A 21,347-nucleotide genomic window follows, 5' to 3' on the forward strand; every position below is an offset into this window, starting at 1 on the left:
AGGATAAAGCGAATGAAGATTATCATTAAAACAATGGAAAGTCCTGAAGAGATAGAAGGTAAGTCCCTCGTTCACTGGCAAACGTGGAGAGAGGCTTATGACGATCTTTTACCCGCGGAATTTCAGGAGACGATGACATTAGAAAGATGTCGATTCTTTAGTCAAAAATATCCAGAAAATACCTTGATTGCTATGGATGGAAAGCAGGTCGTTGGATTTATCAGCTATGGAAATTTTCGTGATGAGGTCATTCAAGCTGGTGAAATCATAGCCTTATATGTTTTAAAAGATTACTATGGAAAAGGTGTAAGTAAACAGTTAATGCATGCTGCATTTGCCGTTCTCGATCATTTCTCTGAAATTTATTTATGGGTATTGAAAGATAATAAGCGAGCCATTGCTTTCTATCAAAAAATGGGTTTTACTTTTGATGGCCAAGAAAAAATACTTGAACTTGGAAAACCTGTTAAGGAATTGCGGATGATGTGTTCTTCAAATAAAAATTCCTAAAGGACCTATCTATCAATCTTTGAACCATTATCAACTAATCAAGTATAAAAAGTGAAATAGAAAGAATGAAACAAAGATGAAGGAGAAGATGAATGAAAATTCTAGTCATTAATGGGCACCCTGATAAGGAAAGTTACTGTCAGGCTATTTTTCAAACCATTGTAGATAATATTGACTCAAGGCACCATGATATTGAAGTTATCAACCTTAATGAAGAGAACTTTGATCCTGTTTTACGTTATGGCTATCGAAAGCGGATGGAGGAAGATTTGTTTATCCTTCGTTCTCAGGAATTGATCCAATGGGCAGATTATTTCATCTTTGTTTATCCAATCTGGTGGAGTAGTATGCCGAGCCTCATGAAAGGTTGGATTGATCGTGTCTTTACACCTGGAATTGCCTACCCGGCCAATGATCAAGGAAGCTTCATCTGGAATTACCTCAGAGGCAAGCAATTTAAGAAGTTGCTCAAAGGAAAAACGGCCAGTATTTATGCGACCTCCATGGCGCCTACTTGGTGGTACAAGATTTTTTCAGGCCCTCTCAACATTCCTGATAGTTATGGTATCTCTGTTTTGAAAAATGCCGTCTTGAACCACTGTGGGATTAAAACCAAGCGCGTCTGCATCTTAGGAGAAGTCGGCCGCGATGTGAATACCGCTAGCATGCGGGAACAGCATCTCAAAAAGGTAGCAGAAGAAGTGAAGAAACTATCTTGAAACAAGATTCTAAGAGACACAAATAATTAAGAAATAGTACAAGGTAAAGAGAAAGACAGACAACTAGACCGATTTGAAAAAAGGGTAAGAAGCTAATGGAGAAAATCCACTCAAATGAAAAAGAATAAAAGAAATTCAAATACAAAAAAGAATCTATCAAGGAGAGAAAGTTTTCAGCTCTGGCTAGATTCTCATAAATTTTTAGGATTCTTCTTGATTCTCGCTCTTATCCTAGCAATAGGACTAAGTTTGAATCTAATTTTTGAAAGTCTTCCTATTCCTTCACCATACAGAGATATCAACTATAGTTTTCCGCTATATATAAATCTTTTTTGTCTGGTATATCGATTATTTGACTATTGGTTTCTAGACTTGTCTGGGGCAAGGATGACAATAAAAAGATATGCAGAATTATTTATATATCTTAATAGTATCGGTTTAATAGTTCATCTATTTTTAGGAGTTGGTGGGAAAAATAGTAAAGGGATTTTACCTTCTCTCTTATCCCTAGATCACCGCTACATCTGGTTTCCTATTGCAACTTATCTGATCTTTTTCAGTTTGGCATCTATTTTAACTCTAGTAATGAAATATATTGAAAAGAAAAGGAGTTAATCATGCTAAAACATCTAACTATATTTAGGGTAATTTACCTTCTGTTCCTAGTATTTGTCCTGATTCATCTTATCTTAGGCTTGTTCGGATTAGCTTTTACACCTATTGTGTGGAATATCTGGTTTTTTGCCCTTGGCTTAACCTTGTTTATTCATCCATGGACAATCTTCTATAAAACTAGAATTTTTCAATGGTATCATCTAATTTTTCAGGCTCTCAGTGGCTTTTTCGCTCTTTTAATCTGGTTGATGATATTCTTTTTCCTATCTTTCATTCCAGACTCATCGATTCCTGTCAGTATAGACTATCAAGTTAATACTAAAGACAAGGAGATAAGGATTAATAGAGGATCTTTTCTTGATGATATTCGAGAATATCACGACTGGATTAATCCCTTGATTATGAAGTCTAAAATTAAATATATGATAGAGAATTGAAGATTAGAAAGTGAGTCCTATGTCCCGAGCACAATTAACCATTCTTACCAATATTTGTTTGATTGAGGACCTTGAAAAGCAGCGCGTGGTTATGCAGTATCGATCACCAGAAACCAACCACTGGTCTGGCTACGCTTTTCCAGGAGGTCATGTTGAAAATGGAGAGGCTTTTGCTGAATCTGTTATTCGTGAGATATACGAGGAAACAGGTTTGACAATTCAAAATCCTCAAATGGTCGGCATTAAAAATTGGCCACTAGATACAGGTGAGCGTTACATTGTCTTTTGTTATAAGGCAACTGAGTATACTGGTACTCTCCAATCATCTGAAGAAGGAGAGGTTTCATGGGTACAAAAAGACCAGATTCCAAATTTGGATCTGGCCTATGATATGTTACCTTTGATGGAGATGATGGAAGCTCCAGACAAGTCTGAATTTTTCTACCGTCACCGTACAGAAGATGGATGGGAAAAGAAAATATTCTAATCCTTTACTAAATAACCTAACTTGTCCAAGGCCTTCTCGATATAGAGGAGGTCTTGTTCGTTTTCAGCTTCGACTAGGTGATAATGGACGCCATCTGTTAATTCAGAAAGTGCTCTAAAGTCAGACCGTTCGACTTGCTCTAAAAAATGCTGAACGTCACGGCGACAAGAGAGTTTGAGCAAGGTTTCAATTTCCCCGTAGACAGGATGATCAATTAAGGTATTCTGAACACGTCCCCCATTATCGACGATAGCTAGAAGTTCTTGACCGATTTCTTCCATCTCGTGCTTTACTTTAAACAGCTTGTGAACATACGGATTGTTTTTGCTTTCTTTATAAATATAGCCACGATTGGTTGATAAGATAGGAGCACCGTCTGCACGAAGAACTGCAATGTCCTGAACGATAATCTGGCGAGTGACATGAAAATGTTCTGCTAAGCTTTTTCCGTTTAGAGGTTTTTGAGCTTCTTTTAAGAGTTGTAGAAGTGCTTCTTTTCGATTTTTTGTCATATTCTTCTTTCTTAACGCTTAACGGCGTTTTTTCAATGCTTTATAAACAGCTAACGCTAAGTAATAGTCTACCATACTATGAATAATTGTACCAATACCTACCAAGACAAATAAGACATAAAACATATTTTCTACATTCGTTCCAGTTCCTGCATAAAAGATAATACATGCAAAAACTTCGGCGATGGCATGAACTAAACCTAGTATAAAGTTAAAAATCAAAGAGGATTTAGGATTATCTAAGGTTTGAGGATGTTTTTGAAGATAGAAGGCTCCCAAAGTTCCGAAAAAGATATGGGAGAAAGCTCGAAGTACAATGACAATTGGATAACCAGCCATGAGGAATCCTAGGCTAGAAGCTATAATGACAAAGATTGCCATCCAAGGAGAAAGGAACATAGCAATAAAGATTGCAACGTGGCTTCCTAGAGTGTAAGAAGCGGGTGGAATAACAATCTTGAAGGGCATTATTAAGGGGATCAAGATTGCGATAGCAGTCAGCAGTGCTGTCAAAGTCATAAATTGTGTTTTCTTATGTGTATTCATAATAACTCCTTTTTAAGTGTATATACAGTTGTATAGTACAATAAAAAAACAGACATGTCAAGTATAAAAACTCTTGTCACATGTACATCTCAATCTAAAATAAAAAAGAAATTTTTTTAAAAAAAAGGAGAAAACTCTTGCTTTATATTCTCAAGTATGTTAAACTAATAAACGGTTTGAAAAAACTGCCTAAGACAGTAGGGGAGCAAGACTCATAAATATCCTACCGAGGACAAAACGTATCATGTAAAAAGAAGCGTATTGTACTTTCGTGTCTAGGTTTGGGCGCGTTTTTCTTTTGGAAAAATTCCCCAAGCAAAATAATTACGGAGGTGAACACACTAATGAGTGAAGCAATTATTGCTAAAAAAGCGGAACTAGTTGACGTAGTAGCTGAGAAAATGAAAGCTGCTGCATCAATCGTCGTTGTAGACGCTCGTGGTTTGACAGTTGAACAAGATACAGTTCTTCGTCGTGAGCTTCGTGGAAGCGAAGTTGAGTATAAAGTTATTAAAAACTCAATCTTACGTCGTGCAGCTGAAAAAGCTGGTCTTGAAGATCTTGCATCTGTTTTTGTTGGACCATCTGCAGTAGCATTTTCTAACGAAGATGTTATCGCACCAGCGAAAATCTTGAACGACTTTGCTAAAAACGCTGAAGCACTTGAAATCAAAGGTGGTGCAATCGAAGGCGCTGTCGCATCTAAAGAAGAGATTATTGCTCTTGCAACTCTTCCAAACCGCGAAGGACTTCTTTCTATGCTCCTTTCTGTACTTCAAGCGCCAGTGCGCAACGTTGCTCTTGCAGTCAAAGCGGTTGCAGACAACAAAGAAGACGCAGCTTAATCTTAAGCTACGCAGCGTAGCCTAGCTACAAAAAATAAAAAATTAAATTTAAACTTATTTGGAGGAAATAACAATGGCATTGAACATTGAAAACATTATTGCTGAAATTAAAGAAGCTTCAATCCTTGAATTGAACGACCTTGTAAAAGCTATCGAAGAAGAATTTGGTGTAACTGCAGCTGCTCCTGTAGCTGTTGCTGCAGCTGGTGCTGCTGACGCTGGTGCTGCTAAAGACTCATTTGACGTTGAGTTGACAGCTGCAGGCGACAAGAAAGTCGGCGTTATCAAAGTTGTACGTGAAATCACTGGTCTTGGTCTTAAAGAAGCTAAAGAACTTGTTGATGGTGCACCAGCACTTGTTAAAGAAGGTGTTGCAGCAGCAGAAGCTGAAGAACTTAAAGCTAAATTGGAAGAAGCTGGAGCTTCAGTTACTCTTAAATAATAGAGCGACTACATTTGTAGCTTAAAAACATGATTAAACCGCTATTCTTAGGAGTAGCGGTTTCTCTTTGTTTATGTTTAATATAAAAAAATTTTACTTCTTAATTACTTTTTGTTATAATAGGTGTCAAGAAAGAATATCTTATCAGTAAATCCTAAGCGAGCCTGTGGTAGTGAGAGTCAGGTGGTTGAGAGATAAGTGTGGCGCTTTTGGTAAAATTTTTAAATAAATGAAGTAATAAATTAGGGTGGAACCGCGTTTCTAACGCCCCTAGGTCGCTTGACTTAGGAGTAAAGACACGGTTCTTTTTGTATCCAAAGTCGCAAGAATTTATAAAAAGGAGAAGAGGATGTCTAAAAAACTAACCTTCTACTGCGTTAGTGGCAGAGACCTCCTTACAGTCGGTCTGCCCCACGCTCAGCACTAGGGCGCCTGAGCTAGACGCAGTACTTACTTGTCTTGCATCGTATAATCGACGAGGCAGACTCGTGTCGCAAGAAATTATAGAAAAAAGGAGTAAAACATGTCTAAAAAATTGACTTTCCAGGAAATCATCCTTACTTTGCAACAATACTGGAATGACCAGGGTTGTATGCTCATGCAGGCGTATGATAATGAAAAGGGTGCGGGAACCATGAGTCCTTATACTTTCCTCCGTGCCATCGGTCCTGAGCCATGGAACGCGGCTTATGTAGAGCCTTCTCGTCGTCCAGCAGATGGGCGTTACGGTGAAAACCCAAACCGTCTTTACCAACACCACCAATTCCAAGTGGTCATGAAACCATCACCATCAAATATCCAAGAACTCTACCTGGAGTCATTGGAAAAATTGGGGATCAATCCTTTGGAACACGATATTCGTTTCGTTGAAGATAACTGGGAAAATCCATCAACTGGTTCAGCTGGTCTTGGATGGGAAGTTTGGCTTGACGGTATGGAGATCACGCAGTTCACATACTTCCAACAAGTCGGTGGTTTGGCAACTGGTCCTGTTACTGCTGAGGTAACCTATGGGCTAGAACGTTTGGCTTCCTACATCCAGGAAGTAGATTCTGTTTATGATATCGAATGGGCTCCAGGAGTTAAATATGGAGAAATCTTCCTTCAGCCAGAATACGAGCACTCAAAATACAGTTTTGAAGTTTCAGACCAAGATATGCTTCTTTCTAACTTCGAGAAATTTGAAAAAGAAGCAGGATGTGCGTTAGAGTTAGGCCTTGTTCATCCAGCCTATGATTACGTTTTGAAATGTTCACATACCTTCAACCTACTCGACGCTCGTGGTACTGTATCTGTTACAGAACGTGCCGGCTACATTGCCCGCATCCGTAACTTGGCCCGTGTTGTAGCCAAAACCTTCGTCGCAGAACGTAAGAAACTAGGCTACCCACTTCTCGACGAAGCAACCCGTGCAAAACTCCTAGCAGAAGAGGAAGAATAAAAAAGAGTTACAAGAATGGAAAAGGGGCGAACAAAGTGAGCCCATATGGAACCCAGAGGCAAGTCGGAGACTTGCTAATGGGATAGGCACCGCCGTACTGGTATATGGGGATTTTTGAAACGTGAGGTTCAAAAATCAGTTGGCTAAATCCACTTTGATGAGACTGTTGGAAATCTATGTCAAGAAAACAAAAGATTTCCCTACAGACTCACAAAGTTAGTTAGCGACGTCCCCAGTACCTAAGGTGCCTATCAGAAAAAGAATTTTGTAAAGGAAGAAACATGACAAAAAACTTATTAGTAGAACTAGGACTCGAAGAGTTACCAGCCTACGTTGTCACACCAAGTGAAAAACAACTAGGTGTAAAAATGGCAGCCTTCTTGGATGAAAATCGCCTTTCATACGAAGGGATTCAAACTTTCTCAACTCCACGTCGTTTGGCTGTTCGTGTACTTGGTTTAGCAGACCAGCAAACAGATTTGACTGAAGATTTTAAAGGACCTTCTAAGAAAATCGCCTTGGATGCAGAAGGGAACTTTTCTAAAGCAGCTCAAGGATTCGTCCGTGGAAAAGGTTTGACGGTAGATGACATTGAATTCCGTGAAATTAAAGGTGAAGAATATGTCTATGTAACCAAGCATGAAGCTGGAAAATCTGCTGAGGAAGTGTTGACAGGGATTCCAGAAGTATTGGCTAGCCTTAGCTTCCCAGTAAGTATGCACTGGGCAAATAATACCTTTGAATACATTCGTCCTGTCCATACTTTGATAGTCCTTTTGGATGATGAAGCTCTTGATATGGACTTCTTGGATATTCACTCTGGACGAGTAAGCCGTGGGCATCGTTTCCTTGGACATGAAGTGGAAATTCGTCATGCTGATAGTTACGAAGAGGATTTACGAAAAGTCTATGTCATTGCTGACAGTATTGAACGCGAAAATATGATTCGTGAACAAATCAAGGCTATTGAAGCATCAGAAGGTGTTCAAGTTCAGGTTGATGAGGGACTTTTGAATGAAGTTTTGAATCTGGTTGAATATCCAACTGCTTTTATTGGTAATTTTGATCCTAAATACCTAGAGGTTCCAGAAGAAGTTTTGGTTACTTCAATGGAAACTCATCAACGCTATTTTGTTGTCCGTGATCTTGAAGGAAATCTAAAACCAAACTTTATTTCAGTTCGTAACGGAAATGCTGAACACTTGGAAAATGTCATTCGAGGAAATGAGAAAGTCTTAGTTGCCCGTTTGGAAGATGGTGAATTCTTCTGGCGTGAAGACCAAAAACTCAAGATTGAAGATTTAGTTGCTAAACTTTCACACGTTACCTTCCATGAAAAGATTGGTTCTCTTCGTGAACACATGATTCGTACAGGGCAGATTGCTATCCTGCTAGCAGAAAAAGCTGGTTTATCGGTTGATGAATCTATTGATCTTGCTCGTGCTGCAGCCATTTATAAATTTGACCTCTTAACCGGTATGGTTGGTGAATTTGATGAGCTTCAAGGGATCATGGGTGAGAAGTATGCTCTTCTTGCAGGTGAAAATGCGGCAGTAGCACAAGCTATTCGTGAGCACTATCTTCCAGATTCAGCTGACGGAGCCCTTCCTGAGTCTAAAGTTGGTGCTATCCTTGCACTAGCTGATAAATTAGATACTCTCTTATCTTTCTTCTCGGTTGGCTTGATTCCATCTGGTTCAAACGACCCTTATGCCCTCCGTCGTGCAACACAAGGAATTGTTCGAATTTTAGAAGACTTCGGTTGGCATATTCCAATGGACGAGTTGATTGCGAGCCTTTATGCTTTATCGTTTGATAGTTTAACCTACGATAACCAAGAAGAGGTACTTAACTTCATTAAAGCTCGTGTTGATAAGATGATGGGTTCAACTGCAAAAGATATTAAAGAGGCTGTTCTGGCAAGTTCAAACTTTGTTGTTTCTGATATGATTGCAACCGCAGAAGCATTGACAAATGCATCTAAAAACAGTAGCTACAAACCAGCCGTTGAGTCATTATCTCGTGCCTTTAACCTAGCAGAGAAAGCAGAAGCTTCAGTCAAAGTTGATGGTAGTCTCTTTGAAAATGACCAGGAAAAAGAATTAGCTCAAGCAGTAGAAAAACTTGAATTGAAAGGTTCAGCAAGTGATAAATTAGATCAACTATTTGGCCTTAGCCCAGTTATTGATGCTTTCTTTGATAACACTATGGTTATGGCTGAAGATCAGAAGGTTAAGAATAACCGTTTGGCTATTCTAGCTGAACTTGTCAATAAAGCAAAAACAGTGGCTGCTTTTAACCTTCTTAATACAAAATAGTAATTGAAAAGTAGATTGGAGATCCAAATATGACACCAGAAAAAATCGCTCGTATTAATGAACTTGCTAAAAAGAAAAAAACAGAAGGCTTGACTGCGGAAGAAAAAGTAGAACAAGCCAAACTTCGTGAAGAGTATATCGAAGGCTATCGTCGTTCAGTTCGTCATCACGTTGAAGGAATCAAAATCGTCGATGAAGAGGGTAATGATGTTACCCCAGAAAAACTTCGTCAAGTCCAACGCGAAAAAGGTTTGCACGGAAGAAGTTTGGATGATCCAAATTCATAAATTGAAAAACTCGGTTAGATTTACCTAACCGAGTTTTTATGTAAAGATGAAGCTAAATGTAGTTGACAATATAACTATTTGCTTGCTCCAGAAGTTGCGTCTGCACTATTATTAGAAGATTCAGCTCCGCTACCATGGTTTGTTGATGGGAGAACAGAACCGTTACCAGCGACTAGCCGTTGACCAGTTTCTTGTAGGTACCAGTCAAGCCATGGTTGGAAGTTGAATACGATTTCATTGATACCGGCGTATGATCCGTCAGGATAGTACATAGCTTGGTAGTTGTGAGTATTAATGACACCAGCTGGAGAACCTGGAACAATGGTACGTACGTATTCTTGGTTTCCATTGCGAAGTGTACCGATAACCCACTCTACATTTTTCATACGTGCGGGTGGTAGTGAACCATGGATTGTTGACATTCGGCCACCTGATTGGGAAGGAACTCGCTTCGCAAACATAGTATTAGGGTCTTGATGAACATTGTTGTAGTAAAGGAATTGGTTGTTATCATCAGCATATGTCAATTCGAAAGGCATAGCTTTCAAGAACATATCAATTTGGTTTACTGTAAGAATACCATGGTCAAGTTTGACGTATGTATCACCTGAAACAGCACCTGTAATTTCTGCAACTTTTTCTACCCATTCTGGATCATCTGGATCAACTTCTGTAATAGTTGTGGCAATTGGTCTTCCACAATCCAAGTCTTCTGGTTCGATTGGTTTTGGTTTTTTCAATTTCGAAACGACTCCTACGTATTTAACAAAGTTATCTAAGCAAGTTTCAAGGAATTTAACAGTTCCTTCGTTGGTGATGTTTCCATCGTTATCGAAAGCTTCTTTGGCTTTTCCAAGAAGGAATTCATTTCCTGGTAATGTGTATGCATTTACTCCTGGTGCATCTAGAATCTTTCGTAGATGAACTTGGGCACGTGAAGTACCTTGGTCGTAGTATGATGCTCCCACAATCATAACAGGTTTGTTTTCAAATGGATGAACTTCGTATGAAAGCCATTCAAGGACTGACTTAAGTGAAGCAGAAATAGTGTGGTTGTGCTCAGGAGTGGCGATGATGACACCATCAGCGCGTGTAATCTTATTATACAAGAAACGCAATTGGAAACTTTTGTCCCATTTTTCGTCTTGGTTAAACATTGGAACTTCATCGATTTCCAAAACTTCTAGTTCAAATTTAAATTTAAACTGACGGCGGATGAACTCCAAGAGTTTGCGGTTATATGATTGATCGTAGTTTGATCCAACAAGTCCAACAAATTTCATTCTTTCGATCTCCTATCTTACAAATTTTCCCAATCAAAATCTTCAGCATCTTTGCGAAGAAGCTCTTGTGCGTTACGCAATTTCTCAGTAACTTTAACAAAGATACGGAAGTCATCAAAGATGGCATCCAATTTCTTGATGACATCAAGATCTACCAAGTCACCATTTTGATCAAATGCTTGAAGAGAATGAGAAAGCAAGAATTCATCAGGAAGAACATTTGCTTTAATCTCAGGTGCATTCAAAATTTGACGAAGTTGCAATTGAGCACGTGATGAACCGAGTGTACCATATGAAGCACCTGTAATCATAATTGGTTTGTTCAAAAGTGGGAATACTCCGTAAGAAATCCAAGCTAGGGCGCTCATAAGAACAGCCGGAATTGAGTGGTCGTATTCTGGTGTACCTATGATAACACCATCAGCTGCTTCGATTTTAGCTACGATTTCCATAGCTTCAGCTGGAATTTGTTTGTCGGCTGGTTTGTTAAATACAGGTAGATCTTTAATTTCTACCAATTCGATTTCTGCTTTATCAGCAAAGTGTTTCTGCATGTATTGAAGCAGTTGACGGTTTGTGGAACGTTTTGAGTTAGTTCCTACAATAGCAATAAGTTTAAGCATGGGCTTTCCTTTCTCTTTTTGCATTATTAATTATTTATCGTTGGATACCAGATGAACAAGCTAAGCGTCCATCTTTGTCAATGAGGATGGCTTCTATACCTTCAATATTTTCGACTTGCCACATAATAGAAGCGCTACGTTCGCCAAATAATCGTGTGGTCCATATCTCCCCATCAACTGAACGGTCAGATATTATGGTTAAACTCGCTAAATCCGTTTCAATGGGATAGCCGGTTTCACTATCAAAAATGTGATGATAATCCTTTCCATTAATTTCAAGGTGCCGTTCATAAATACCCGAAGTAACAACTGATTTTCCAGTAACAGATAAGGTCATCAGGTGATTACCACGTGTATGAGTTGGATCTTGAATGCCGATTTGCCACGGACGTCCATCTTTTGATTGGTTGTTCCCAATTGTGAGGATGTTTCCTCCAAGATTGATAAGAGCAGAAGTGACGCCGTTTTCTTTTAAGAAAGCTGCAACCTTATCTGCACTGTACCCCTTTGCTAAACACCCTAAGTCAATTTTCATTCCCTTTTTTTCTAGGAAAACTGTAGAATTGACTGAATCGAGTTTAATAAAATGAGGATCTATTAGTGGTAAGACTGAAGCAATTTCTTCAGGGCTTGCAAGCTTTGCATCGGAAAAACCAATACGCCAGGTTTGAACCAAAGGCCCTATACTAATATTGAGATGACTTTTAGGTGCTAGACTGTGTTCTAGACCTAATGAAATCAGTTCAAACAAATCTGGGTGGACTTTAACTGGGGCAATACCTGCCTTGTAGTTAATTTCCATTAATTCAGATTCAGTACTGTTAGCATTGAAGCGAAATTCAAGTTCCTTGAGCAAATCAAAAGCTTGACGGAGAAGATTATCCGCTTGTTCATGTACTAAGGAAATAGTAATCGTAGTTCCCATTAATCGCTCAGATGATGAACTGAGAGACAAAGAATCAACTCCCTTCAAATCACTCGGAAATAGCTATAAATCTTGAATTAATAAGAAATTTATAATTTATTTCCATATAAATAGAATATCATAAAGTCAGCGTTTTCACAAATTGCTTTTTATAAAAAGTCAAGAAAAATGCTCAAAATAATAATTATTAAAAATTAGATATTAAATAAGTTTTAATTATAATAGATTAACTTTTTATTTATAGTCAAAATTAAGTAATTTCAAACAAAAAAACTTGTAAACGCTAACAGAAAGTGTTATAATATTAAGGAAAAAAATAATTAAAGGTAGGATTTATCTTATGAGTAAAATCGTAGTTGTGGGTGCTAACCACGCTGGAACTGCATGTATCAACACTATGTTGGACAACTTTGGAAACGAAAACGAAATCGTTGTATTTGACCAAAACTCAAATATCTCATTCCTTGGATGTGGAATGGCACTTTGGATTGGTGAGCAAATCGACGGTGCTGAAGGCTTGTTCTACTCTGATAAAGAAAAGCTTGAAGCTAAAGGTGCGAAAGTTTACATGAACTCACCTGTACTTTCAATCGACTACGATAACAAAGTTGTTACTGCAGAAGTTGAAGGAAAAGAACACAAAGAATCATACGATAAGTTGATCTTCGCTACTGGTTCTACACCAATTTTGCCTCCAATTGAAGGTGTTGAAATTGTTAAAGGAAACCGTGAATTCAAGACTACTCTTGAAAACGTACAATTTGTTAAGTTGTACCAAAATGCTGAAGAAGTTATCAACAAACTTGCTGACAAGAGCCAACACCTTGAGCGCATCGCTGTTGTAGGTGGTGGATACATCGGTGTTGAACTTGCTGAAGCTTTCGAACGTCTTGGAAAAGAAGTTGTCCTTGTTGATATCGTTGACACAGTATTGAACGGATACTACGACAAAGACTTCACTCAAATGATGGCTAAGAACTTGGAAGACAACAACATCCGTTTGGCACTTGGTCAAACTGTTAAAGCTATCGAAGGTGACGGTAAAGTTGAACGCTTGGTAACTGACAAAGAAACATTTGACGTTGATATGGTTGTTCTTGCAGTTGGTTTCCGTCCAAACACTGCTCTTGCTGACGGTAAGATCGAACTCTTCCGTAACGGTGCTTTCCTTGTAGACAAGAAACAAGAAACATCTATCCCAGGTGTATACGCTGTTGGTGACTGTGCGACTGTTTATGACAACGCTCGTAAAGACACTAGCTACATCGCGCTTGCTTCAAACGCTGTTCGTACTGGTATCGTTGGTGCTTACAACGCTTGTGGACATGAACTTGAAGGAATTGGTGTTCAAGGATCAAATGGTATCTCAATCTATGGTCTCCACATGGTTTCAACTGGTTTGACACTTGAAAAAGCTAAAGCTGCTGGTTACAATGCTACTGAAACTGGATTTAACGACCTTCAAAAACCAGAATTTATGAAACATGACAACCATGAAGTAGCTATCAAGATTGTCTTTGATAAAGACAGCCGTGAAATCCTTGGTGCTCAAATGGTATCTCGCGATTCAGCTATCGGTATGGCTATCCACATGTTCTCACTTGCTATCCAAGAACATGTTACAATTGATAAATTGGCATTGACTGACCTATTCTTCTTGCCACACTTCAACAAACCATACAACTACATCACAATGGCAGCATTGTCAGCTGAAAAATAATATCTATTAAAACAGAAGAGCATGCTCTTCTGTTTTTTTGTATATTGAAATAAAAAAGCAATCCTATGATTAGGTTGCTTTTCTGTTTTAAATTGCTAGTTTACCTTGGGTCAAATGTAAATCCTTCTCCTAGGATTTCATGGGCTTCAGTAATAGTGATAAAGGCCATAGGATCTACAGAATGGATCATTTCTTTCATCTTAACCATTTCATTTCTTGCTACGATACAATAGACAATTTTTAAATCGTTTTTACTGTAGTAGCCTTGACCTGAAATAAAAGTAACACCACGTCCAAGCTCGTCATTAATTTTATCAGCTAGTTCGATTGGCTTTTGAGTGATGATCATGAAGCCTTTACCAGCATAACCACCCTCTCCAATCAAATCGATAACTCGAGATACGATAAAGTCAAATAGAAGGGTATAGGTTACTAGACGAAGATCTTGGAAGATGATTAAAATCAGCATCAGGATTAGGAAGTCTAATCCAAAAAGTAATTTTCCGACTGAAATATTAGTATATTTATTAAGGATTCGAGCGACAATATCAGTTCCACCTGTAGTTCCACCAGAGTTAAAAATGATTCCTAAGCCAACTCCTAAGAGTACTCCTGAGACAAGGGCTACGATGACTAAGTCACCTTCAAGATTAAACTGAAGAGGGATTTTTTCAAAGATAGCCAACCAGACGGATACGGATATAGTTCCAAGGAGACTCGAATATAGGGTTTTTGCTCCAAAAATTCTCCAGGCAAGGATAAAGAGAGGGATATTGATGATGATGTTCATCAATGAGATAGGGATATTAAAGAGATAATAGGTAATTAGGGTGATACCAGTGACTCCACCTTCAAATAGATGATGGGGGACTACAAAATATGTAAGTCCGAAGGCAAATATAGCAGCACCTAGTATGATAGTCATGATAGACTTTATATGGTTATACATTCAGAGAAAGACCTCCTTTCTATTGCACTGAAAATTGTGACATGGGAGCTTAATTTAATTTCATGGATTGGATTTTATCCGGATCTGGAGTAACACGAAGAGTTTTTTGACCGGTATAGGTAACAAATCCAGGCTTCCCACCAGTAGGTTTGTTGAGTTTTTTAACCTGTATCATATCAACTTGTACTAGATTTGATAAGCGTCCTTTTGAGTAGTAGGCAGCAAGCTCAGCAGCATCTGTCTTAACCTCGTCAGAAGGGTCGAGATTTCCAGTAATGACGACATGACTACCAGGTATGTCTTTGGCGTGGAACCAAAGTTCTTCTTTACGAGCCATTTTGAAGGTTAATTCGTCGTTTTGAAGATTGTTACGACCGACTAGGATAATGGTTTTACCATCAGTAGCAAGATATTTTTCAGGTTTTTTTCGTTTCTGAAGTTTCTCACGTTGACGTCTTCTGATGAATCCTGTCTGAATTAATTCTTCGCGAATCTCAGCAATCTCATCCAGTCCAGCCTGATTGAGGACTGTTTCAACACTTTCAAGATAGAGAATGGTTGACTTAGTTTCCTCTATCAAGTCTGTTAAATACTTGACTGATTCTTTTAATTTTTGATATCGCTTGAAGTAGCGTTGTGCATTTTGGTTTGGGCTTAAAGCTTTATCAAGTGCGATGGTAACCGGTTGATTAGTGTAATAATTATCCAAAACCACCTGGTCTTGATCATTTGGAACTTGATGAAGAAAAGTCGTTAATAACTCACCTTTTTGTCGGAATTCCTCAGCATTTTCGGTAGCAAGGAGTTCTTTTTCTTGCTTCTTAAGCTTTTGACGATTTTTTTGTAGTTCATTTTCCACACGGCGAATGAGTTCGCTAGCCTGTTGTTTGACACGGTCGCGCTCGGCCTTGTCTTTATAGTAGGTATCCAGCAATTCGGAAAGGCTAGAAAAAGGTTCACCTACACGATTTGAGAAAGGTACAGGACTAAATGAGGATTCCGTTAGGTATGGTTTGGTTCCTTGAGAGAAAAAATTACGGAAGGTATTTAATTTATCATCAAGGAGAATTTTCTCCAATTCCATAGCTGTATCACGTCCCAATCCTTGGAAAAGATGTTGAAGATTCTTTGCAGTTAATTCTTGAGTTTGGAGAATTTCAAATAGTTTTTCATTCTTAATAGTAAAAGGATTAAAGTCATCTGAGCTTGGAGGAGCGATGAAAGTAGCTCCCGGTAATAAGGTCCGATAGCTATTCTGAGAAAAACCAATGTGCTTGATAACTTCAAGTATTTTGTTATTTGCTTTATCTACAAGCAAGATGTTGCTATGTTTTCCCATAATCTCAATAATGAGTGTAGCCTGGATATGATCTCCAATTTCATTTTTATTAGAAACTGTGATTTCCACGATACGATCATTATCAATTTGTTGGATAGATTCAATGACAGCACCTTGAAGATACTTTCTTAAAACCATAATAAAGGTTGATGGCTGTGCAGGGTTTTCAAAAGTTGATTCAGTTAATTGAATACGACCAAAAACTGGATGGGCAGAAAGGAGCAAACGATGACTTTTACGATTGCTTCGAATTTGCAAGACTAATTCTTGCTCAAAAGGTTGATTAATTTTCTGGATACGACCATTTACTAATTCTGTTCGTAATTCCTCAACCATGTGGTGTAAAAAAAATCCGTCAAATGACATGGTTCTCTCCTCGTGATTGTATTACATAGTATTATATCAAAAAGGTAGAATAAAATCATAGAAATATGGTATAATAAAGCCAAGTAAAGAGAATCGAGAAACACATGTTTATTGAAATAGTAGATGAAACTGGAAAAGTTTCAAACGAAATTCTACAACAAACTCAAGAAATTTTAGAGTTTGCTGCCAAAAAGTTAGGAAAAGAAGACAAGGAGATGGCAGTTACTTTTGTGACGAATGAGCGGAGTCATGAACTCAATTTAGAGTATCGAGATACAGATCGTCCAACTGATGTCATCAGTCTTGAATACAAGCCCGAGCTAGAGATTTCTTTTGATGAAGAAGATTTAGCTAATGATCCTGATTTGGCAGATATGTTGTCAGAATTTGATGCCTATATTGGCGAACTATTCATCTCTATTGATAAAGCGCATGAGCAAGCTCAAGAGTACGGTCATAGTTTTGAACGTGAGATGGGCTTCTTGGCAGTACACGGCTTTTTACATATTAACGGTTATGATCACTACACTCCCGAAGAAGAAGCGGAGATGTTCGGTTTACAGGAAGAAATTTTGACTGCCTATGGACTCACAAGACAATAAAAGAAAATGGAAAAATCGTGACCTAATCACAAGTTTGGAATTTGCTTTTACAGGAATTTTGACTGCGATTAAGGAAGAACGAAATATGAGAAAACATGTGGTGACAGCCATAATTGTTATTCTTGCAGGTTTTGTTTTTCGGGTATCACGAATCGAATGGCTTTTTCTTCTTTTAAGCATTTTCTTGGTAATAGCATTTGAGATTCTTAACTCAGCTATCGAAAATGTTGTGGATTTGGCTAGCCATTATCACTTCGACATGCTGGCAAAGAAGGCTAAGGACATGGCTGCAGGTGCAGTCCTTGTTGTTTCTGTTTTAGCAGCTTTGATCGGTTTACTAATCTTTATCCCTAGAATTTGGGATACACTATTTATGATAATGAGGAAATAATGACATTTAAATCAGGCTTTGTAGCTATTTTAGGACGTCCTAACGTTGGGAAGTCAACATTTTTGAATCACGTAATGGGGCAAAAAATTGCCATCATGAGTGATAAGGCGCAAACAACGCGTAATAAAATCATGGGAATTTATACCACTGATAAAGAACAAATTGTCTTTATCGATACTCCAGGGATTCACAAACCTAAAACTGCGCTCGGAGATTTTATGGTAGAGTCAGCATATAGCACCCTTCGTGAAGTGGATACCGTGCTTTTTATGGTTCCTGCAGATGAGCCACGTGGTAAGGGTGACGATATGATTATCGAACGTCTTAAAGCTGCAAAAGTTCCCGTAATTTTAGTAGTTAATAAAATTGATAAGGTTCATCCGGATCAACTTTTGGCACAAATCGATGATTTCCGTAATCAAATGGACTTCAAAGAGATTGTACCCATCTCGGCTCTTCAGGGAAATAATGTATCACATTTAGTAGATATCTTAAGTGAGAATTTAGAAGAAGGTTTTCAATATTTCCCAGCTGATCAAATTACAGACCACCCAGAGCGCTTCTTGGTTTCAGAAATGATTCGTGAGAAAGTTCTTCACTTAACTCGTGAGGAAATCCCTCATTCTGTTGCAGTTGTGGTGGACTCTATGAAGCGTGATGAGGAGACGGACAAGGTTCATATTCGAGCAACCATCATGGTTGAACGTGACAGTCAAAAGGGTATCGTCATCGGAAAAGGTGGCGCCATGCTCAAGAAGATCGGAACCCTTGCGCGTAAGGATATCGAGCTCATGCTAGGGGATAAAGTCTTCTTAGAAACTTGGGTAAAGGTCAAGAAAAACTGGCGTGATAAAAAGCTAGATTTGGCTGACTTTGGCTATAATGAGAAAGAATATTAAGTAGAGGTGGGCTCATGCCTGCTTCTTGTTTTTACAGAAGGAGGATGTATGCCTGAATTACCTGAGGTTGAAACAGTTCGCCGTGGTCTAGAAAAATTGATTCTTGGAAAAAAGATTTCTAGTATAGAGGTCCATTATCCCAAAATGATCAAGACCGACTTGGAAGAATTTCAAAAGGAATTGCCTGGTCAAATTATCGAGTCGATGGGACGTCGTGGAAAGTACTTGCTATTTCACCTGTCAGACAAGATTTTGATTTCACATTTGCGAATGGAAGGCAAGTATTTTTACTACCAAGACCAAGTTCCAGAACGCAAACACGCCCATGTTTTGATTCGCTTTGAAGATGGTGGTACTTTGGTGTACGAGGATGTCAGAAAGTTTGGAACTATGGAACTGTTAGTACCTGAGCTTCTGGAATCCTACTTTCTTTCAAAAAAATTAGGTCCAGAACCTACAGAACAGGATTTTGATCTCCTAACCTTTCAAAAGGCATTGAAGAAATCGAAAAAACCAATTAAAACTCACTTGTTAGATCAGACTTTGGTTGCTGGCTTGGGAAATATTTATGTGGATGAAGTTCTCTGGAGGGCTATGGTTCACCCCGTTAAATCTTCACAAAAAGTAACAAAAAAAGAAGCAAAAGCTATTCACGAACAAACTATAAGAGTTTTAGAGCAAGCTGTTAACAAGGGTGGTTCTACCATTAGAAGCTACACCAATGCCTTTGGTGAGGATGGGACTATGCAAGAACTACACCAAGTATATGATAAAGCGGGATTAGCTTGTTCACGCTGTGGTTCTATTATAGAAAAAATTCAACTAGGTGGACGTGGAACTCATTTTTGTCCTAGGTGTCAAAGGAGAAGTTGATGGGAAAAATTATTGGTATCACAGGAGGGATTTCTTCTGGTAAATCAACAGTAACAAATTTTTTACGTCAGAGAGGTTTTCAAGTAGTCGATGCTGATTCACTTGTACATCAGCTTCAAGCTCCAGGAGGTCGACTCTATAATATTTTAGTTGAGCATTTTGGTAAACAGGTTGTTTTAAAGAATGGAGAACTAAACCGCCCTCTACTAGCTAGTCTGATTTTTTCTAATCCTGAAGAACAAGAATGGTCTAAAGAAACTCAAGGTCAAGTCATTTTAGAAGAGTTAGCTGCTTTAAAAAATCAGTTGGCTCAAACTGAAGCTCTCTTTTTTATGGATATTCCTCTCTTGTTTGAACAAGGTTATGAATCTTGGTTTGATGAAGTATGGTTAATCTATCTCGACAGAGAAACTCAGATAGAAAGATTGATGAATAGAGACAAACTATCTCTAGAAGCTGCTGAATCTCGACTTGCTTCACAGTGGCCTTTAGACAAAAAGAAAAAACTTGCGACTCACATTATTGATAACAGTGGAAGTCTTGATCAACTATTGAGTCAAATCATTTCTCTACTAGAGAGAGGTGAGTTCTATGAAAGAGATTAATTGGAAAAATAATCTTCGTATAGCTTGGATTGGTTGTTTCTTGACAGGAGCTTGTGTATCCTTGGTTCTCCCTTTTATGCCAATTTTTGTTGAAGAATTAGGAGTTGAACCAAGTCAGATCACATTCTATTCAGGGATAGCTATTTCAATCTCTGCTGTTTCGGCTGCTTTTATATCGCCTATTTGGGGGATTTTAGCAGACAAATATGGCCGTAAACCTATGATGATTAGAGCAGGGATTGCTATGACTATTACAATGGGAGGCTTGGCCTTTGTACCAAATATCTTTTGGCTTTTAGTCTTACGTTTTTTGAATGGAGTATTTACTGGATACGTACCAAATGCAACTGCCTTAATAGCCAGTCAAGTTCCAAAGGATAAGTCGGGTTATGCTCTGGGAACAATAACATCTGGAGTTTTAGCAGGAACACTTTCAGGCCCTTTTGTTGGAGGTTTGATTGCAGAATTATTTGGGATTCGAAATGCCTTTTTAATGGTTGGGGCTCTAGTATCTTTAGCTGCTATCTTGACTATATTCTTTATCAAGGAAGATTTTCAGCCTGTAACCAAAGAAACTGCAATTCCAACAAAATATTTATATGCTAGTCTGAAGTATCCATACCTTTTATTTAACTTATTTGCAACAAGTTTTGTCATTCAATTTGCAGCTCAATCTATCGGGCCTATTCTCGCTCTCTATGTTCGAGAACTAGGGCAGAAGGAGAATCTTCTCTTTGTCTCTGGTGTAATAGTTTCTAGCATGGGTTTATCGAGTATGATGAGTGCAGGTATTATGGGACGATTGGGAGATAAGGTTGGCAATCATCGACTTCTGATCTCAGCTCAAGTCTATTCAGCTGTAATATACGTACTTTGTGCCAATGCTACAAGTCCATTTGAACTGGGAATTTACCGCTTTCTTTTCGGTCTAGGAACAGGGGCCTTAGTTCCCGGTATCAATGCTATTCTTAGTAAAATGGCTCCAAAATCAGCTATTTCGAGGGTGTTTGCTTTCAACCAAGTATTTTTTTACCTAGGAGGGGTGATTGGTCCTCTAGCAGGTTCTTTAGTCGCAAATCAATTTGGTTATAAGTCTGTATTTTATGCAACAGCAGCCTGTGTTGCTCTGAGTTGTATTTTTAACCTAATCCAATTTAGAACATTATTAAAAGTGAAGGAAATCTAGTGCGTGTCAAAATTAATCTGAAATGTTCCTCTTGTGGAAGCATGAATTATCTAACCAGTAAGAACTCAAAAACTCATCCAGATAAGATTGAAGTTCTAAAATATTGTCCAAAGGAAAGAAAAGTTACTTTACATCTTGAATCTAAGTAGAAATTATGATAAAATAATAAGGATTTTAAGGAGTTTGATATGTATAACCTATTATTAACCATTTTATTAGTATTATCCGTTGTGATTGTGATTGCAATCTTCATGCAACCAACTAAGAATCAATCTAGCAATGTATTTGATGCCAGTGCAGGTGACTTATTCGAACGTAGCAAGGCTCGTGGTTTTGAAGCCGTGATGCAGCGTTTGACAGGAATCTTGGTCTTTTTCTGGCTAGCCATTGCCTTAGCATTGACGGTATTATCAAGTAGATAAGAAAA

At 38.3% G+C, this 21,347-nt stretch carries 25 protein-coding genes, 1 pseudogene and 1 other annotated feature; of the genes and pseudogenes, 19 read left to right on the top strand and 7 right to left on the bottom strand.

Annotated elements, in window-relative coordinates; genetic code table 11:
* Positions 1–12: 12 nt before the first annotated feature.
* From PAN07_RS01520 to PAN07_RS01540, 5 genes are all read left to right on the top strand, one after another.
* Positions 13–510 (top strand): GNAT family N-acetyltransferase, encoded by a 498-nt coding sequence (locus PAN07_RS01520; RefSeq protein WP_269796780.1) that lies wholly within the window; start codon positions 13–15, stop codon positions 508–510.
* 92 nt (positions 511–602) lie between these two features.
* The gene (locus tag PAN07_RS01525; protein ID WP_269796781.1) at positions 603–1,229 is read left to right on the top strand and encodes an NAD(P)H-dependent oxidoreductase; all 627 of its coding nucleotides are present in this window, start codon (positions 603–605) and stop codon (positions 1,227–1,229) included.
* Positions 1,230–1,343: 114 nt separating this feature from the next.
* On the top strand, positions 1,344–1,844 hold the full coding sequence (locus PAN07_RS01530) for a hypothetical protein (protein WP_269796782.1): 501 nt from the start codon (positions 1,344–1,346) through the stop codon (positions 1,842–1,844).
* Positions 1,845–1,846: 2 nt separating this feature from the next.
* Positions 1,847–2,281, top strand: a complete 435-nt coding sequence (locus PAN07_RS01535; protein WP_269796783.1) for a hypothetical protein — start codon at positions 1,847–1,849, stop codon at positions 2,279–2,281.
* Between the two features lie 19 nt (positions 2,282–2,300).
* Positions 2,301–2,768: an 8-oxo-dGTP diphosphatase gene (locus tag PAN07_RS01540; protein WP_269796784.1), complete on the top strand. Its 468-nt coding sequence runs from the start codon at positions 2,301–2,303 to the stop codon at positions 2,766–2,768.
* On the opposite strand, the gene PAN07_RS01545 is transcribed toward PAN07_RS01540, so the two are convergent.
* Complete coding sequence (locus tag PAN07_RS01545) at positions 2,765–3,280, bottom strand: transcription repressor NadR (RefSeq protein WP_269796785.1); 516 nt, start codon at positions 3,278–3,280, stop codon at positions 2,765–2,767. The genes PAN07_RS01540 and PAN07_RS01545 overlap by 4 nt on opposite strands.
* Before the next feature lie 18 nt (positions 3,281–3,298).
* Positions 3,299–3,826, bottom strand: coding sequence for an ECF transporter S component (locus PAN07_RS01550; RefSeq protein WP_075567399.1), 528 nt, complete (start codon positions 3,824–3,826; stop codon positions 3,299–3,301).
* Positions 3,827–3,996: 170 nt separating this feature from the next.
* Positions 3,997–4,132: a sequence feature (ribosomal protein L10 leader region), on the top strand.
* 38 nt (positions 4,133–4,170) lie between these two features.
* On the opposite strand from PAN07_RS01550, the gene rplJ reads away from it, so the two are divergent.
* The 5 genes from rplJ to PAN07_RS01575 all read left to right on the top strand — a co-directional run bounded on the left by rplJ (position 4,171) and on the right by PAN07_RS01575 (position 9,159).
* Entirely contained in the window at positions 4,171–4,671 is a 501-nt protein-coding gene (gene rplJ / locus PAN07_RS01555) for a 50S ribosomal protein L10 (RefSeq protein WP_001287271.1), read from the top strand.
* Between the two features lie 73 nt (positions 4,672–4,744).
* Positions 4,745–5,113 carry a 50S ribosomal protein L7/L12 gene (rplL, locus tag PAN07_RS01560; RefSeq protein ID WP_006148388.1) on the top strand — a complete coding sequence of 123 codons (369 nt, stop codon included), beginning with the start codon at positions 4,745–4,747 and terminating at the stop codon, positions 5,111–5,113.
* Between the two features lie 523 nt (positions 5,114–5,636).
* On the top strand, positions 5,637–6,554 hold the full coding sequence (gene glyQ / locus PAN07_RS01565) for a glycine--tRNA ligase subunit alpha (protein WP_269796786.1): 918 nt from the start codon (positions 5,637–5,639) through the stop codon (positions 6,552–6,554).
* 281 nt (positions 6,555–6,835) lie between these two features.
* Positions 6,836–8,872 (top strand): glycine--tRNA ligase subunit beta, encoded by a 2,037-nt coding sequence (gene glyS, locus PAN07_RS01570; protein ID WP_269796787.1) that lies wholly within the window; start codon positions 6,836–6,838, stop codon positions 8,870–8,872.
* A gap of 29 nt (positions 8,873–8,901) precedes the next feature.
* Entirely contained in the window at positions 8,902–9,159 is a 258-nt protein-coding gene (locus PAN07_RS01575) for a DUF896 family protein (protein ID WP_036754683.1), read from the top strand.
* 158 nt (positions 9,160–9,317) lie between these two features.
* Here PAN07_RS01575 and PAN07_RS01580 read toward each other — a convergent pair.
* The 3 genes and pseudogenes from PAN07_RS01580 to PAN07_RS01590 form a co-directional block, all read right to left on the bottom strand.
* Positions 9,318–10,442, bottom strand: a pseudogene (locus PAN07_RS01580) (NAD(P)H-dependent oxidoreductase); the annotation flags it as partial.
* A 17-nt stretch (positions 10,443–10,459) separates the two neighbouring features.
* A complete protein-coding gene (locus PAN07_RS01585) occupies positions 10,460–11,065 on the bottom strand; it encodes an NADPH-dependent FMN reductase (protein WP_075567449.1) in 606 nt (201 codons plus the stop codon).
* A 34-nt stretch (positions 11,066–11,099) separates the two neighbouring features.
* Positions 11,100–12,020: an FAD:protein FMN transferase gene (locus tag PAN07_RS01590; protein ID WP_269796788.1), complete on the bottom strand. Its 921-nt coding sequence runs from the start codon at positions 12,018–12,020 to the stop codon at positions 11,100–11,102.
* 310 nt (positions 12,021–12,330) lie between these two features.
* Between PAN07_RS01590 and PAN07_RS01595 the strand changes: the two genes are divergently transcribed.
* Entirely contained in the window at positions 12,331–13,710 is a 1,380-nt protein-coding gene (locus PAN07_RS01595; protein ID WP_269796789.1) for an FAD-dependent oxidoreductase, read from the top strand.
* A 100-nt stretch (positions 13,711–13,810) separates the two neighbouring features.
* On the opposite strand, the gene PAN07_RS01600 is transcribed toward PAN07_RS01595, so the two are convergent.
* Together PAN07_RS01600 and PAN07_RS01605 are read right to left on the bottom strand one after the other, a co-directional pair.
* Complete coding sequence (locus PAN07_RS01600; RefSeq protein WP_269796790.1) at positions 13,811–14,659, bottom strand: YitT family protein; 849 nt, start codon at positions 14,657–14,659, stop codon at positions 13,811–13,813.
* A gap of 49 nt (positions 14,660–14,708) precedes the next feature.
* On the bottom strand, positions 14,709–16,364 hold the full coding sequence (locus PAN07_RS01605) for an NFACT RNA binding domain-containing protein (protein ID WP_269796791.1): 1,656 nt from the start codon (positions 16,362–16,364) through the stop codon (positions 14,709–14,711).
* 104 nt (positions 16,365–16,468) lie between these two features.
* Between PAN07_RS01605 and ybeY the strand changes: the two genes are divergently transcribed.
* Genes ybeY through secG form a run of 8 tightly spaced genes read left to right on the top strand, consistent with a single transcriptional unit; the run spans position 16,469 to position 21,342 of the window.
* Positions 16,469–16,966, top strand: coding sequence for an rRNA maturation RNase YbeY (ybeY, locus tag PAN07_RS01610; protein WP_269796792.1), 498 nt, complete (start codon positions 16,469–16,471; stop codon positions 16,964–16,966).
* Complete coding sequence (locus tag PAN07_RS01615; protein WP_269796793.1) at positions 16,947–17,357, top strand: diacylglycerol kinase family protein; 411 nt, start codon at positions 16,947–16,949, stop codon at positions 17,355–17,357. The genes ybeY and PAN07_RS01615 overlap by 20 nt, the downstream gene beginning before the upstream one ends.
* Positions 17,357–18,256: a GTPase Era gene (gene era / locus PAN07_RS01620; RefSeq protein WP_269796794.1), complete on the top strand. Its 900-nt coding sequence runs from the start codon at positions 17,357–17,359 to the stop codon at positions 18,254–18,256. The genes PAN07_RS01615 and era overlap by 1 nt, the downstream gene beginning before the upstream one ends.
* A 48-nt stretch (positions 18,257–18,304) precedes the next feature.
* Positions 18,305–19,129 (top strand): DNA-formamidopyrimidine glycosylase, encoded by an 825-nt coding sequence (mutM, locus tag PAN07_RS01625; protein WP_269796795.1) that lies wholly within the window; start codon positions 18,305–18,307, stop codon positions 19,127–19,129.
* On the top strand, positions 19,129–19,734 hold the full coding sequence (gene coaE, locus PAN07_RS01630) for a dephospho-CoA kinase (RefSeq protein WP_269796796.1): 606 nt from the start codon (positions 19,129–19,131) through the stop codon (positions 19,732–19,734). The genes mutM and coaE overlap by 1 nt, the downstream gene beginning before the upstream one ends.
* A complete protein-coding gene (locus PAN07_RS01635; protein WP_269796797.1) occupies positions 19,721–20,920 on the top strand; it encodes a multidrug efflux MFS transporter in 1,200 nt (399 codons plus the stop codon). Before coaE ends, PAN07_RS01635 begins: the two co-directional genes overlap by 14 nt.
* The gene (rpmG, locus tag PAN07_RS01640) at positions 20,920–21,069 is read left to right on the top strand and encodes a 50S ribosomal protein L33 (protein WP_007519517.1); all 150 of its coding nucleotides are present in this window, start codon (positions 20,920–20,922) and stop codon (positions 21,067–21,069) included. The genes PAN07_RS01635 and rpmG overlap by 1 nt, the downstream gene beginning before the upstream one ends.
* A gap of 39 nt (positions 21,070–21,108) precedes the next feature.
* Positions 21,109–21,342 (top strand): preprotein translocase subunit SecG, encoded by a 234-nt coding sequence (gene secG / locus PAN07_RS01645; RefSeq protein WP_000282514.1) that lies wholly within the window; start codon positions 21,109–21,111, stop codon positions 21,340–21,342.
* The last annotated feature ends 5 nt before the right edge of the window (positions 21,343–21,347 follow it).

It is taken from the genome of Streptococcus sp. SM5 (assembly GCF_027497975.1).